11 protein-coding genes and 1 pseudogene are annotated in these 15,097 nt (G+C 41.5%); 2 read left to right on the forward strand and 10 right to left on the reverse strand.

The window, feature by feature from the left end:
* Positions 1 to 225: 225 nt before the first annotated feature.
* The 8 genes and pseudogenes from FD17_RS13485 to FD17_RS12155 form a co-directional block, all read right to left on the reverse strand.
* The coding region (locus FD17_RS13485) for an LTA synthase family protein (RefSeq protein ID WP_235803223.1) at positions 226 to 1,546 on the reverse strand (1,321 nt) is incomplete at its 5' end.
* 1 nt (position 1,547) lies between these two features.
* Positions 1,548 to 2,316 (reverse strand): annotated as a pseudogene (locus tag FD17_RS13490) (LTA synthase family protein); the annotation flags it as partial.
* A 31-nt stretch (positions 2,317 to 2,347) separates the two neighbouring features.
* Positions 2,348 to 3,379, reverse strand: coding sequence for a lysylphosphatidylglycerol synthase transmembrane domain-containing protein (locus FD17_RS12130; RefSeq protein WP_057826444.1), 1,032 nt, complete (start codon positions 3,377 to 3,379; stop codon positions 2,348 to 2,350).
* 2 nt (positions 3,380 to 3,381) lie between these two features.
* On the reverse strand, positions 3,382 to 4,404 hold the full coding sequence (locus FD17_RS12135) for a glycosyltransferase family 4 protein (RefSeq protein ID WP_057826445.1): 1,023 nt from the start codon (positions 4,402 to 4,404) through the stop codon (positions 3,382 to 3,384).
* A 20-nt stretch (positions 4,405 to 4,424) separates the two neighbouring features.
* A complete protein-coding gene (locus FD17_RS12140) occupies positions 4,425 to 5,609 on the reverse strand; it encodes a glycosyltransferase family 4 protein (RefSeq protein WP_057826446.1) in 1,185 nt (394 codons plus the stop codon).
* 208 nt (positions 5,610 to 5,817) lie between these two features.
* On the reverse strand, positions 5,818 to 7,542 hold the full coding sequence (ptsP, locus tag FD17_RS12145; protein WP_057826447.1) for a phosphoenolpyruvate--protein phosphotransferase: 1,725 nt from the start codon (positions 7,540 to 7,542) through the stop codon (positions 5,818 to 5,820).
* Positions 7,543 to 7,546: 4 nt separating this feature from the next.
* A complete protein-coding gene (locus FD17_RS12150; RefSeq protein ID WP_054769440.1) occupies positions 7,547 to 7,813 on the reverse strand; it encodes a phosphocarrier protein HPr in 267 nt (88 codons plus the stop codon).
* 136 nt (positions 7,814 to 7,949) lie between these two features.
* On the reverse strand, positions 7,950 to 8,159 hold the full coding sequence (locus tag FD17_RS12155; protein WP_057826448.1) for a hypothetical protein: 210 nt from the start codon (positions 8,157 to 8,159) through the stop codon (positions 7,950 to 7,952).
* 150 nt (positions 8,160 to 8,309) lie between these two features.
* Between FD17_RS12155 and FD17_RS12160 the strand changes: the two genes are divergently transcribed.
* Both FD17_RS12160 and FD17_RS12165 read left to right on the forward strand, forming a co-directional pair.
* Complete coding sequence (locus FD17_RS12160; RefSeq protein WP_057826449.1) at positions 8,310 to 10,565, forward strand: ATP-dependent Clp protease ATP-binding subunit; 2,256 nt, start codon at positions 8,310 to 8,312, stop codon at positions 10,563 to 10,565.
* Between the two features lie 144 nt (positions 10,566 to 10,709).
* Positions 10,710 to 11,843: a MucBP domain-containing protein gene (locus FD17_RS12165; protein ID WP_057826450.1), complete on the forward strand. Its 1,134-nt coding sequence runs from the start codon at positions 10,710 to 10,712 to the stop codon at positions 11,841 to 11,843.
* An 87-nt stretch (positions 11,844 to 11,930) separates the two neighbouring features.
* Here FD17_RS12165 and FD17_RS12170 read toward each other — a convergent pair whose 3' ends face one another.
* Both FD17_RS12170 and FD17_RS12175 read right to left on the reverse strand, forming a co-directional pair.
* Positions 11,931 to 13,361 carry a C69 family dipeptidase gene (locus tag FD17_RS12170; RefSeq protein WP_057826451.1) on the reverse strand — a complete coding sequence of 477 codons (1,431 nt, stop codon included), beginning with the start codon at positions 13,359 to 13,361 and terminating at the stop codon, positions 11,931 to 11,933.
* A 21-nt stretch (positions 13,362 to 13,382) separates the two neighbouring features.
* Positions 13,383 to 14,966 carry a peptide chain release factor 3 gene (locus tag FD17_RS12175; protein WP_057826452.1) on the reverse strand — a complete coding sequence of 528 codons (1,584 nt, stop codon included), beginning with the start codon at positions 14,964 to 14,966 and terminating at the stop codon, positions 13,383 to 13,385.
* Between the last annotated feature and the right edge of the window lie 131 nt (positions 14,967 to 15,097).

Here is a 15,097-nt window from a genome sequence, read left to right on the forward strand (position 1 = left end):
GCTGATCAACTTGAGTCAACAAAAACTTTTTTGTTGAAATGATTTTGTTGAGCGCTTCGTTTAAATCAGCATCTATTAATATATCTAATTTGAACCCATCCGTCAATAGTTAATTTGAAATTAATTGATGGACCACTCTGATTGCTCAGTTCAAACAAACATTGACCCCTTTTAAATCAAAAGAAAAGAGCAGGACGTTTATGTCTTGCTCTTACATTGGATCATTTATTTTAATTCCGGTGCATCGGTCTTATACAAATTCATTGTCGACTTACCATCATTTTTAGCTTCAATGCTGGTTGGATGTTCTTTTTGTGCTTTCTTCAAGTTATCCAACGACTTCGTGTACTGATAAGTGAAGTCTTTGCGATTCACTTTTTTGAAGCCTTTTGGAGTATAGAACCTTAACAGGTCTCCCCAGATCACACGATCAGACAATGACAGCTCAGTTGTAACATGGTTTTGAATACTTGCCAACTGCCGTTTTTGCGCAGCATTAGGTGTAATCTCCTTGCCTGTCTTAGTTAAATAGACATCAGATCCAACTTTCGTATATTCAGGAGTCACAAAGTCACCATCTCTGAATGCAACTCGTTGATCGTGCTGCTTGGACAGCAGATCGGTCCCAAATTGAATCGTGTTATTGTTCTTATCACCCAACAAATGGAGAATTGTCGGAAGAACATCAATCTCTCCTCCGTAAGTGTGATTAATCCCGCCCTTCAAACCTTGGGCATGAATCATAAATGGCACTTTTTGGAATTGAGCTAGATCATAGTTAGTGATCGTTTTTTTATGAAGTAATTGGGCAATTGCCGGTCGATGGTTATTTGAAATACCATAGTGATCCCCATAAATGACAATCATGCTGTTCTTCATGAGTCCGGTTCGCTTAAGATAATTCATAAATTCTGCGAATGCCTGATCCAGGTAATGAGCAGTCTGAACATAAGGGTCAACAGTCTTATCCCCCGTTTTGGTGGCAGGGAAATCGGTGTTTTGCTTATCCAGCAAGTATGGGTAATGATTGGTTAAAGTAATAAATTTGGCATAGAACGGCTGTGGCAACTGTTGAACATAGTTGGCGGCATCCCTGAAGAATATTTTGTCTTTCAAACCATAGCCAACACTATACGAAGGCTTTGTTTTATAGTATTGGGAACTGAAGAAGTAATCGTAGCCCCATGATTTGTAGGTACTGTCACGGTTCCAAAAGCTTGGAACATCCCCATGGAATGCCGCAGTTGTGTAGCCACGCTGATCTAAGATTGCTGGAGCTGCCTGGTACGTATTTTGCGCCCCATAGGTCACCATGGCGGATCCTTGTGGCAATCCATAAAGAGAATTTTCCAACATCATTTCAGCATCGGAAGTTTTCCCTTGGGCCACTTGATGATAAAAGTTATCAAATCCAATGGTATTTTTATTGTGGAAGAACGCATTTAGATGAGGTGTGACTTCACGTCCATCAACCTTGTAGTCAATGAGGAATTGTTGGAAACTTTCCAAATGGATAATGAAAACATTTTTCCCTTTTTCCTTGCCANAAACATTTTTCCCTTTTTCCTTGCCAAAATAAACCGGGTTGGCTTTAGCGCGGCTATGGTCCAAATATTTTAGAATACTATCCATATCACTTGCTTTAGCTTTGGATCTGGTAGCTGATTCCTTTTGCGTCTGATATATATTAAAAGCTGCATATTCATTGAGACCTAAGTATTTAACGATGTAATTATTATCAAAAGTACGGGTCAATAACCCTGATCGGTCCATATTTGCGAGTCCGTATTCGCCGCCCATCAGAAGAAACGAAACAAGTGTAATGAGCATTGCATACCGTTTTTTAAAAGGTTCAGCGTCGATCCTGATAATATGAAAAGCCAATAAACCGACCAATATAACAATATCCAGGAAAATAAAAAAGTCACTGAAATGAATGATCTCAGCTAAACTCTTCCCCAGGTTGTTTTGAACATTGCCGCTGCCTTTGATAATGCCTAAAGAAAGAAAATCAGAAAATTCACGATAGTAGACAATATTGGCAAAAACCCAAATGCTTTCCAAGGTATCAATAATCATCATCAACCAATACGATAAACGGCCACTAAAATACAGAGCAATCCCAAACGTCAGAAGAGCAGCGGGAAGTGGGTTGATTGCCAAAATAAATTCCTGCATGCCGCCTTTAACACCTAAAGTGAATTTGGTTTGGTACGCAATATAAGTCTTAATACAAAACAATATGACAATCAGCAGGAAAAAGCCGATTCTTGTGTTTATAAGATTTGAAAAACGATATTTCTTATCCGTTAACATTCCTGTTCCTCCAAATATTTCCAATAATCAGTTACTTGACTTGATTATCAGAATCATCAACTTTATCTGGTTTGACCAATAATGCGCCGGCCCCAGCAGCCATTCCAAAATAGTACGTTAAAACTCGCCATATAATCATTGCCAACACCAGTTTGCTGTTACTGGAAATGAAACTGTGAAATAGTGATTCAAAGCTAAACTCAGCCCCACCTGATCCTCCGGGAATTGGGAATAACGAAATGATCATGACAATCATGATGTGTAAGCTGGTAACCATAATCACATTGACACCGGTGTATCCCAAGGACAGCATAATAAAATATGGAATTAAGTAATAAAAGAGGAGTTGGAAAAATGTGAGAATCACCACTTTGAACAAAAGTTTCGGTTGTCTACCAATCCGAACACTTTCTTCAAACAAATTGTCGATTTTTGAGTACATTGTTTCCCTCATTGAATAAAACTTTTCGTCCTTTATAAACCATTTTACAGGATGAAAAAGTAATTTGGCCAACTTCTTTGTAAATGATGGCCAGTACATAATCATTAACAAGCCAACGATCACAAAGAAATGAATCAAAAAACCAAAAAGGACAAATAAAGCCAAAAAGTGCAGTTTGCTGGCCACAAAGTGAAACCCGATGATCAAACTTATAAAGAAGTTGACCACGATCATCCCTTGATAAACCACAAACTTCATTAATAATGCCGAACTTGCCCGGCCACCGTCAATACCTGTCTGAAGCATGACGATCAACTGTCCGGGCTGCCCACCTGATGAAAACGGTGTAATTCCGTTAAACAACTGTTCGACTAAGGGCACCCTAAGTGCATCCTTAAAAGTGAAATGGGCAACTCGGTTGGAAACGAGGACTTTTGTAATAACCCCTTCAATCAGCAAATAAGCACAGATACACAAAAAGGCTACTAAAAGCCACCACGGGTTCAAAGTAAACATGTCATGGACTAACACACTGAGCTTAACGTCTCTCATTGAGTATGCAATAATTGCCAACCCAATGATTACCATCGCAAAAAGGGTAATTTTATTATTTCGTGACATTATTAACCTTCCTTAGACTGTTGATTATAAAAATCATACCAAACTTTGGCTAAATGGTTTTCAGAATAACGTTCGCTGGCGATTGTGGTTTCCCTTTTTAGATCCGCCAATTTGTCAGGGTTCAAAAGAAGTTCGTGAAGCTGATTGTTCATCATGTCTTCGTTATCAGCCGGCAGATAATAACCCCCGATAATTGATTTATAAAGATCCAAGTCCCGAAGCATCACAGGTGTATTTGTTGAAAATGCCTCTAGTACCGACATTGGAAAAAGTTCGTTGTAAGACGGTAAGAGGAACAGATCAGCCATGTTATAGTACTGCACCATTTTTGACCGGTCGATAATACCGGGAAAAGATAGATTGCTGGGTGGATTTTTGACAATCTTCTCAAGATCGGCATAACCTTCAGTAATTTTTCCAAATGAAAAACCGCCGGTCCAGATAAATTGAACATTTGGATTCTGCCTTGCCAACTTTACGAAGTCCAATACACCCTTTCGTGTTTGGATTTGGCCGCTCCCCAACACTGTGAATCGCTGAGGATCATAGCCATGCTTCACCCGCAAAGAGCGTTTTGTCCGATCGTCAACATCATAAAATTCGTCTTTGCTGACAAAATTTGGAATATACGTAATCCGATTTTTGGGAATCCCATAATTTTCCAACTTGGGAATGAACGATGGATTAACCACGACGATATGATCCATCCGTTTGTAAAAAGCAATTACATATTTATAGAAGATTGATTTAAAAGGTTGAGGGATCTTCAGGCTGCCCTCCAAAGTTTCCGGGATAAAATGAACATAGCCGATTTTACGGCCCCGCTTTTTGGAGAATGTTGACAGATAGAAGCTGGGATTGATCGTGTGATAATGGCTAATATCTGCCGGTGCATAGCTATTAATTTTGATTGCAAACTCATTGGGAAAATGTTCTTTCAGCATTCTCACCAACTCTAAGTATGCACTGCCGACCCCCTGTCCCTTAACCTTATCGGCGGTTGAGAACATATTAATCTTTAACATACAAACTCCTTATGGAAATACTATTCGATGTTGGTTGTCGCATCGTCTTGAAGCTCTTGTGAAACTGCAACCGATCGATAAAAATCAATCACCCGTTTACCAAATGTTTCGGCAGAAATCGCAGTCAGTTTTTTCTTTAAAATCTGTTTGGCCTTTGGCGTTGTGGTGTTAACCTCATGCTTGAGATATTTAGTTACAATTCCCACAAACTCGTCATCCTTGTCAAATGTTTGCCCAAGTGTCTCAGAACTTAACAAGCCATTTGTATAATCACTTGCCGAAACGACCACCGGAAGTCCAGCAGCCATGGCTTCAATATAAGTAAGTCCCTGAGATTCTGATTTGGAAGTGGAAACAAAGACATCACAAGCCCGATAGAAGGCATTAACGTGGTCGTTCTCTACTTCCCCGGTAAAGATAACATGATCATCCAACTGCAATGCATGAACCTGGCTCATCAAGTCATCTTTTGCCGGCCCGTCACCAACAATCATCAAAACGGTATCGGGAACCCGTTCAAGAATCTTCGGCAGATAATCAATGATTTCGGAAATGTTTTTTTCATACGCCAAACGGCTGATTGAAAGCATCAGCGGTGTATCTTTTGAAATATGATATTCTGAACGAATATCGGTCTTAATCTCTTCGGCATACATATCAACATCAATTCCGGTTGGAATAATGCGCATCTCACTTTTGACACCATAATCGGTCAGCTTATCCAACACCCGATCACTGGGTGCGATGACCCCTGACAAATGATAGCAGAACGCCAAAGTACCTTCTTTGACATGGACCGGTTTGAGCAGCTTCCCGTTTGCGACATAGTGGAGATAATCTTCATACATCGTATGATAGGTATGGACACACGGAATGTTTAAATTCTTTGCCACAAATTTGCCAATCATCCCCATTGAAAATTCGGTCTGGGTATGGACAATATCAAGATTTAATTCTTTGGCAATTTCATAAGCTTGAAACAACCCCCGAACAGCAATTCGTCGGTCAGTAAATGAGATAAAAGGAATGCTTGAAAATCGGAAAATATTTCGTTCATATGTGTCTTTATCCACGTGAGGGTCTGTCGTGGTAAAAATGTATACTTGGTTGCCCTGTCGTTCAAGGGCATTTTTGAGCGTTTTAATCGAGGTTGCAACACCGCTAACCTGTGGAAAATATGTATCTGTAAAAATCCCAATATTCACGGTTGACACCCCTTTCTAATAAATGATCGGCTTGGACCTGTTCGTGAAACACAAATCGTGCCATTACCCCACGTAAACGCGTTGTCTCACAATCATTGTAATTATATTTGTTTAGTTCTGGTATTGCAAACCGCCAAAATAAAAAGAACAAGCCGTTAACAGACGTTCTGACGCCCTTAGCAGCTTGTTCTTTAAGTTATTTATAAATCTATTGGATATGATTAGTTGCCTGACGTATGAATGCGGTGACTTCTTCACTGGTGCTTGCCATGGTAACAGCTTTATTGGCAAGAGTAACCATTTCTCTTGAATCAAGACGTTTAATCAACGCCCGTGACTTGAGGATAGAGGAAGCACTCATTGAAAACTCATTGAGGCCCATTCCAACAAGAATTGGAATGGCCGTTTGATCTCCCGCCATTTCACCACACATGTAAGCGGGAAGATTATTGTCGTGGCAGGCGTCAATAATATGCTTAATCAATCTCAACACTGCCGGATTATATGGTTGATACAGATAAGATACCATCCGGTTACCACGATCGGCAGCCATAATGTATTGAATTAAATCGTTGGTTCCAATGCTCATGAAGTCAACTTCATTAGCAAATTGATCGGCTAATATAGCGGCAGCCGGTACTTCAACCATAATTCCGATTTTGATCGGCTTTACCGGCACCTTTTCTCGAATCAGCTTGATCCGTTCCTGATTCATGACGTTCTTCGCTTTTTTCAGCTCATTAATCGTTGTGATCATCGGAAACATCACGGATAAGTTGCCAAATGCAGAGGCGCGTAAAAGCGCCCGCAGCTGGGTCCGGAAAATATCCGGCTTGTCCAAGCTCATCCGAATCGCCCTATAGCCTAAGAATGGATTGGCTTCTTCAGGCACATCCAGATAAGGCAGGTCTTTATCACCGCCAATGTCCGCTGTTCGGATAATAACCGGTTTGCCGTGCATCTTCTCCAACACCGTTTTGTATACCTTAAACTGTTCATCTTCTGTTGGCAGATGGTTGGAATCCATGTATAAGAATTCGGTTCTAAACAAGCCAATCCCCTCGGCACCATTTTCAATAGCGCCGCCAAGGTCTTCCAACGTTCCGATGTTCGCAGCAATAATTGGATGTTTGCCATCAGAAGAACTGGTTGTTTCATATTTAAAACCAGCCAGTTTACTTTTGCGTTGGCGATAATCAGCCTGTTTTTGAGTATATTCATCTTTTTGTGCATCGGTGGGATTCACAATTACATTGCCGGTTGAACCATCAGCAATCACAATGTCGCCATTCTTGATCTCCGAAAGATCACCTTTGAATCCAACAACTGCTGGAATTTCCAGTGACCTGGACATAATTGCTGAATGAGATGTCCGCCCGCCCATATCAGAGACAATACCCTTAACATATGTCGGGACAAATTGGGCAGTGTTGCTCGGTGTCAAATCATGGGCAATAATAATGACCTGATGATGAATCAGTGCAGGATCAACCAAAGGAACGCCCAACAGATGACTCAATACCCGTTTGGTAACATCACGAATATCAGTAGAACGCTGCCTGATATACTCATTATCCGTCATTGAATTAAAAATCTTGATATAACCGTCAGTCACTTTATTCAAAGCATACTCGGCGTTTACTTTTTCCTTTTCAATGGTAGACTTGACCCGCTTGAGCATCTCGGGATCAGATAAAATTGCTACATGAGCTTTAAAGACCTCAGCTTCATTGCTGCCGAGGTCTTCAAGGGTTCTTTGTTGAATTGTTAAAAGTTCATCTTTTGAGACATCAATCGCAGCATACAGCCGCTTAATTTCATCAGAGGCATTCGTAATGCTCCGCTTTTTAAAGCTAAGATCAGGTTCAGTTAACCTAAATGCAGATGCAATGGCAATCCCATCACTTGCAGCAATCCCCTTAAACTCTTTCATGAAATTATTCAGTCAGTCCTTCTGCTTTCATTGTTTCACTAATAGCATCGATTGCTTCTTTTTCGTCGTCGCCGTCTGCTGTGATGGTAACAGCTGCGCTTTGGCCGACACCAAGTGACATAACGCCCATGATGGACTTCAAGTTAACTGACTTTTCTTGGTATTCAAGGGTAATGTCTGAGTTGAATTTACTGGCAGTTTGAACCAACAATGTTGCTGGACGTGCATGAATTCCTGTTTCTGCAATGATGTTGTATTGACGTTTTTCCATTATTAATCAATCTCCTCTGATAAGATTATAAATTTTGAAGGTTGTTCTCAAAATTTAAATTTAGTTCTTTACTTAATTAAGAATAGCAATATATAAGGGAAAATACAAGTTTAAACTTAACCGCTTACAGTGTTTTTTAAGAAGTTTTGTTTTGGTCATCTCTTTCATAAACGTACGTAATGACCCCACCCTCGGTTGCGGACCCAATAACCCGCTTGCGATGGTCAAAGTTCATATATGCCGTTTGGAACTGCATAAACGATTCGGGCTTCACTTCAATCTTGTCAATTTCTCCGGATTCCAGCTTATTCAGTAGTTGGTTATAATCGGTACTCGCTTCTGCCACAAGACTTCATCTCCTTTCAGCTTCATTGAAGTTCAATTACTTGATTACACATAATCATGTTGTATAATTAATCTCAAAGGTCAAAGTTGGTCAGTAACTTTCAGATCCTCCTTGTCCTTTTATTTCTATATTAAAGGAGGAAAGCAATTAATGCTATGTCAAAATTGCCATAAGAACCCAGCAACGATTCACTTATATACAAATGTGAATGGGCAAAAGCAAACAATTAACCTTTGCCAGAATTGCTATCAACTCCTATCCAATAAACAACGTAATACAGGAGGTGCTCAAGATATGGCTCAAGATCCATTCGGTTTTGGTGGATTAGATGACATTTTCCGTGCAATGCAAGGCGGAAACGTTGACCCTACCAATGGTCAACAAGTGCCACCAACCCAACCAATGGGACCAAACAATGGCGGCCCCAACAGGCCTCGAACAGGTGGTCAGGGAGGCAATTCACTCCTTGGTCAATATGGTATCAACCTGACTCAGCTTGCCAGAGATGGCAAAGTTGACCCTGTCATTGGCCGTGACAATGAGATTCAACGTGTGATTGAGATTTTAAACCGCCGGACCAAAAATAACCCCGTCTTAATTGGGGAAGCCGGTGTTGGTAAAACTGCCGTTGTTGAAGGATTAGCCCAGGAAATTGTTTCCGGCAACGTTCCTTCCAAGCTTCAAAATAAACAGATTATTCGTCTTGACGTGGTTTCACTTGTTCAAGGCACTGGAATCCGTGGTCAGTTTGAACAAAGAATGCAGCAGTTGATCAAAGAAGTTCAGGATAACCCGGACATCATCTTATTCATTGATGAAATTCATGAAATTGTTGGTGCCGGAAATGCTGAAGGCGGTATGGATGCCGGAAACGTTTTGAAGCCAGCATTGGCACGAGGCGAATTTCAGTTAATCGGTGCCACTACTTTAAAGGAATACCGTGATATTGAAAAGGATTCAGCATTAGCCCGTCGTTTGCAGCCGGTAACGGTTGACGAGCCAAGTCCCGAAGAATCTGTCAAGATTTTGAAGGGTATTCAAAAACGTTACGAAGATTATCACCATGTTAAGTATACTGATGACGCGATTGATGCAGCTGTAAAGCTGTCCGATCGTTACATTCAGGATCGTTTCCTTCCTGATAAAGCCATCGATTTACTTGATGAAGCCGGTTCACGAAAGAATTTGACCATCAATGCCGTTGATCCTCACACGGTTGATGAAAAGATTCAAAACGCCGAAAAGCAGAAGCAGGCCGCTCTTAAGAGTGAAGACTACGAAAAAGCCGCCTACTACCGTGACCAGGTAACCAAACTTGAAAAAGCCAAATCCAGCGATTCCGTGGATTCTGCAGATACACCAAAAGTAACTGCCCAGGATATGGAAAAGATTGTTGAAGAGAAAACCGAAATTCCTGTTGGCGAATTACAAACCAAGGAACAGCAGCAGCTTCGTAACTTAGCCCCTAACCTTGAAAAACACGTTATCGGTCAAAATGAAGCTGTTGAAAAGGTTGCTCGGGCAATCCGTCGTAACCGGGTTGGCTTTAACGGAACCGGACGTCCAATCGGTTCATTCCTGTTTGTCGGCCCTACCGGTGTTGGTAAAACTGAAATGGCTAAGCAGCTCGCTTATGAATTGTTCGGCTCGAAGGATTCCATGATCCGGTTTGACATGTCTGAGTACATGGAGCCGCATTCAGTGGCTAAGCTGATCGGTTCACCTCCTGGCTATGTTGGGTACGAAGAAGCTGGTCAGTTAACTGAACAAGTTCGTCGTCACCCATACTCATTGATTTTACTCGATGAAGTTGAAAAGGCCCACCCTGATGTTCTTCATATGTTCCTGCAGATTCTTGACGATGGTCGTTTGACTGACAGCCAAGGACGAACGGTTTCATTCAAGGATACCATCATTATCATGACCAGTAATGCCGGCCAGGGTAATGCGGAAGCCAACGTTGGTTTCGGTGCAGCGGCAAGCGGCAAGACTCATTCAATTATTGATAAATTGACTGACTACTTCAAGCCTGAACTGTTGAACCGTTTCGATGACATTGTTGAGTTCCACTCATTATCAAAGGATAATTTGATGAAGATTGTTTCTCTGATGATTGATGACGTCAACGGCATGCTCAAGCAGCAAGGATTGCAAATCAATGTGACTGACAAGGCCAAGGCTAAATTGGTTGACTTGGGATACAATCCAGCTATGGGTGCCCGTCCACTTCGACGAGTCATTCAAGAGCAGATTGAAGATAAGGTTGCTGACTACTACTTGGATCACGAAAGTGCTGCTACCTTAACAGCTGACGTGGACAGTAAAGGTAACATCGTTATCAAGAGTGAAGCAAAAGCAAAGGCTTCAACAAAAGCAAAACCTGATACTAAGAAAACAGATAAATAAGCTTTAATCAAAAGCGATCGGGGAATCTATTCCTGATCGCTTTTTGATACATAAGGATAAGTAAAAAACATTGGAAAATGCCTTGGGCCCATACGGATTATGCTATAATTTTTAATAGAAGATTTAGATGGGGGTAACGAACTGATGAAGTTTGTGGACTGGCTTAAGCAAAAATTGAATACGTTTGTGTCACCGCAATCTCGTATCCATGGTAATCGCAGGGGTCGGCGTCATGACTACCATCAAAGGAAGCGTTGGCACTCACCTGAAAGCAACATAAGTGAAGATCCACAACTTGCTGACACTGATAATGAGCCTACAAAGCCTTACTATACAGAACCTGGTGATGAGTCAACAGATGATCAGGTTATTGTTCCTTCCGAAGCCAAAGAAGTGCCAAAAATTGAATCGCAGGTAACTTTCTTTTACGTGGACGAAGATAACCGTGAAATTAAGGAACCTGATATTTTGATGGGTAACGCCGGCGACCGGCTTTCCCTTCAATTCCCAAGCTTTGACAAGTACTACTTGGTGTCAATCGAGGATTTCTCAACTTATTTTGAAGACGAAGATCAGGAAGTCACTTTACGATATGGGCTTAAAAATGGACTGCCAGTTATCGTTTATTTTGTCGATATCGACACTGGTAAGATTCTGCATCATGTTCGAATCCTCTCCGATAAGCTTGGCAAACCTTATGACATTCATGCCGAAAATATTGAAGGTTACCGAGTTATCAACAATACCGGGCAGACCTATGGTTACTTTGACGATCAGACGCACGGTGTTATTTTTTACTATCGTCGAAATGAATGGAAAACAGTTCAGCCGGTTGAATACTATATCCGCTTAAAAGCAAACCACAACGTTTTCGATGAACCAAACGGTCAGCCTTTGAAAACTGGCCTGCCGGCAAATGTTATCACAAAAGTTTTTGCCCGCATCGACTTGACGGACAAGCAAAGCTGGCTGAACATTGGTGGCTTCGAATGGATTGAGAATTCTAATTTGGAACCAAGCGATCCGCCAACCAATCACGTCATCCCACCCATCACCAAAACTTCACGAAATCCGGTGATGCTGTTTGGAACCATTGACTTCGTTGTCGGACAACCAATCGACGTCTTTGATGAACCTTATGGAACCGCAGTTGGTGCCTTGGAAGACGGCAGTCGGGTTTCAATTAAAGCCAGGATTGTGGATGACCAGGGATTGATTTGGTATGAACTGGCTGATCAATCGGTTATCTTCAGTGAATATGTTCGAATAGATGAATAATTAAAAAGGTTGAATCCAAAACAAGAATGTTTTGGGTTCAACCTTTTATTGATCTGGTGATTAAGTACATGGAAAAATGGTGACATTTTATAGATTCTTATCCATATTAAATGTCAGCTTCGACAATGTCAGTCCCTTTTCAATCAACTGATGATTGAAATGTTCAGTGGCAATGCGCATCATTTTGACAACTTCATGATTTTGTTCTGTCAGATAGTTGGTAAGCTCTTCACCCTTCAAACCTTTACTTTCATCAATCGTATTTTGAACATGGCGACGCAGCTTTTCCTTGGAATCAGTCAAGAAATCAACGTCGTCTTGAATGAATTCAGAATAATGGGATTCCACGAGCATTGACAACTTACGATACATCCAGTAGGCGCTCACATCGTCGCAATGTACCGGAGTGTTAGCGTAGGTATCATCAGTGTCCGTGGCGTTGGCAAAGAATGGCACGTATGGTGAAAATGCAGGTACACCAAAGCATAACCACATAATTGCATTACTATTGTTGTCAATGTCATTGCGAATCTGAAGAACGTGTGAGTTCTGGGTCCTGTTCATTGAAATTGGCCGGAACAGTGTCTTGGTGTCCTCATGAGCTCTGCTGAACGGATCGTAAGGAGTCTCGTTATAATGTGAACTCAAAATATATTCGACGTCCTCGACGCTGATTTTATGATCAGTATGACAGATAAATGGTAGATTTGAAGAGGTTGGTGACTGCTCAATTTCTGGATTCAAATATTTTTGGCCAAACCAAACCCGAGGAGTGTTGTAATGACGGTCCTTCTCATTATCGGTTCCAAAAATATGACGGAAGTTAAACCCTTCTTTGTCAGTATTCAAATGATACTTTTCAACAAATTTCTCAATTCCATCAGAATACATGAAGTTATCCGGATCGTTGAAATCAACCTGTTGAATGGCAACCTGGTTGGCAGCAATCGCGTAAGCATCATCGGGAATCCGTTGAGCTACCCAGTGGTGGCCGGTGACAATTTCCATGTACCAAACTTCGTTATTATCACTGAACAAGACACCGTTGCCTTCAGGTGAACCATATTTCTTGATTAAGTCACCCAGATATTTGACCCCATCCCGAGCTGAGTCGATATATGGCAAAACCATTGACTGCAAGGAATCTTCAGCCAGACCATCTTCAACCAGCGGATCAAAGGCAAGTGCCCGTTCATTACCGTAAACACTCTCAGTCGCACTCATGGCAACGTTCTTTTCGTTAAAACCACTTTCGGCATAGACACCTTCTTTATCAACTTCCACATTGGGGGTCAATGAATAACGGTAAGCTTTCTTTGGCAGTGGTGCTTTGAAACCGTTTTGGTTGGAAGCCCACTCGCCTTTTTGTTTGCTGTTGGCCTGTTCAACGTAAAATCGTTGAGGTGTCAATGGCAGAAAAGTATCGTCGTTTCTGGCGATCATGGTTGAGCCGTCGATAGAAGCCTTTTTACCTACAAGAACTGTTGTACATGCTGATAAATGTTTGGAAACCATCATATCTCTTCTTTCAAAGTTTAATTATAGTTTAGCAGTTAATTTAACATCCGGGTACTTATCTTTGAACCAACGCAGCGCAAATTCATTTTCAAATAAGAACAATGGATTACCGGCACGATCTTTAACCAGCAGATTTCGAGACGACGACATCTTTTCATCTAATTGGTCAGGTTCAATCCAACGGGCAATTTTATGGCCCATTGGATCCATATTAACTTCAGAATTATATTCATTCTGCATTCTGAATTGGAAAACTTCAAACTGCAATTGGCCAACTGCCCCAAGAATGTAATCATTGGTGGTATAGGATTGGTACAATTGAACAGCTCCTTCTTGAACCAGCTGGTCAATCCCTTTATGAAACGACTTTTGCTTCATGACGTTTTTGGCAGAGACTCGAACAAATAATTCAGGCGTGAACTGCGGCAGTTTTTCAAATTCAACTTGTTTCTTGCCGGTATAGATAGTGTCGCCAATCTGGAAATTACCAGTATCATATAAGCCAATAATGTCGCCGGCAACCGCCGTCTTGACGTTCTCACGCGTATTGGCCATAAATTCGGTCACGTTGGACAGTCTGAGCTTCTTTTGGGTCCGGTATAGGTTAACGTCCATGCCCTTCTCAAATTCGCCGGAGCAGACCCGTACGAAGGCAATCCGGTCACGGTGATTAGGGTTCATGTTTGCTTGAATTTTGAACACAAAGCCGGAGAAGGTATCGTCATCAGGTTCAATCACGTGGCCTTCTTCAGTCTTGTGAGCACTTGGTGCCGGTGCATACTTCAAATAAGCGTCAAAAAATGTCTTAACTCCAAAGTTGACCAAGGCTGAACCAAAGAATACCGGCGTCATATCACCAGTGGCAATCTTAGCTTCATCAAATTGATTGCCTGCCATATCCAACAACTCAATGGCATCCTTGGCATCTTGGAACTGTTCATCTTCTGCGAGCTTGTCATCACCCACTGGATCGTTGTTGTCATCCAAGTCGACAATTTTAGTTGGCTTGTTGTCTTTATCATGGTTATACAGTTCGACATTATGGTTATAACGGTCAAAAATGCCCGTCAGAGTCTTACCCATGCCAATTGGCCAATTCATAGGATAGGCCTCAATTCCCAAAACATTTTCCAATTCATCAACTAAATCCATCGGCTCGCGGCCATCACGATCCAGCTTGTTCATAAACGTAAAAATCGGGATTCCACGCATTTTACAAATCTGGAATAATTTCTTGGTCTGCGGTTCAATACCCTTGGCTGAGTCAATCACCATGACGGCTGAATCCACAGCCATTAAAGTCCGATAAGTATCTTCAGAGAAATCCTCATGCCCAGGAGTATCCAAAATATTAATTCGCTTGCCATGGTAATCAAACTGCATCACCGAACTGGTAACGGAAATACCACGTTTTTGTTCGATTTCCATCCAGTCTGATTTGGCAAAGTTACCGGTTTTTCTGGCTTTAACCGTTCCAGCCGAACGGACAACCCCACCAAATAAGAGCAGCTGCTCAGTGATGGTCGTTTTACCGGCATCAGGGTGAGAAATGATCGCAAATGTCCGGCGGGTGCTGTCTTCCTTTTCTAATTCTTGAGTATTCATATTTACTTCCTTTCAGACGAGTCAATAACTAATTAATTTTAACACGTTTCACGCAACTCTCCTAGAGCGATAGCGGAATCCAAAGAAATAGGACCCATGCGAAAGTGGTTCTACAATATCTGTTGTTGGTA

It is taken from the genome of Lentilactobacillus sunkii DSM 19904 (genome assembly GCF_001435575.1).
Taxonomy (GTDB): Bacteria; Bacillota; Bacilli; order Lactobacillales; family Lactobacillaceae; genus Lentilactobacillus; species Lentilactobacillus sunkii.

Bases quoted from the DNA above. Each gene is read 5' to 3' on its own strand.
- FD17_RS12130 (WP_057826444.1), bottom strand. From the start codon at position 3,379: ATGTCACGAAATAATAAAATTACCCTTTTTGCGATGGTAATCATTGGG.
- FD17_RS12135 (WP_057826445.1), bottom strand. From the start codon at position 4,404: ATGTTAAAGATTAATATGTTCTCAACCGCCGATAAGGTTAAGGGACAG.
- ptsP (WP_057826447.1), bottom strand. From the start codon at position 7,542: ATGAAAGAGTTTAAGGGGATTGCTGCAAGTGATGGGATTGCCATTGCA.
- FD17_RS12150 (WP_054769440.1), bottom strand. From the start codon at position 7,813: ATGGAAAAACGTCAATACAACATCATTGCAGAAACAGGAATTCATGCA.
- FD17_RS12160 (WP_057826449.1), top strand. From the start codon at position 8,310: ATGCTATGTCAAAATTGCCATAAGAACCCAGCAACGATTCACTTATAT.
- FD17_RS12165 (WP_057826450.1), top strand. From the start codon at position 10,710: ATGAAGTTTGTGGACTGGCTTAAGCAAAAATTGAATACGTTTGTGTCA.
- FD17_RS12170 (WP_057826451.1), bottom strand. From the start codon at position 13,361: ATGATGGTTTCCAAACATTTATCAGCATGTACAACAGTTCTTGTAGGT.
- FD17_RS12175 (WP_057826452.1), bottom strand. From the start codon at position 14,966: ATGAATACTCAAGAATTAGAAAAGGAAGACAGCACCCGCCGGACATTT.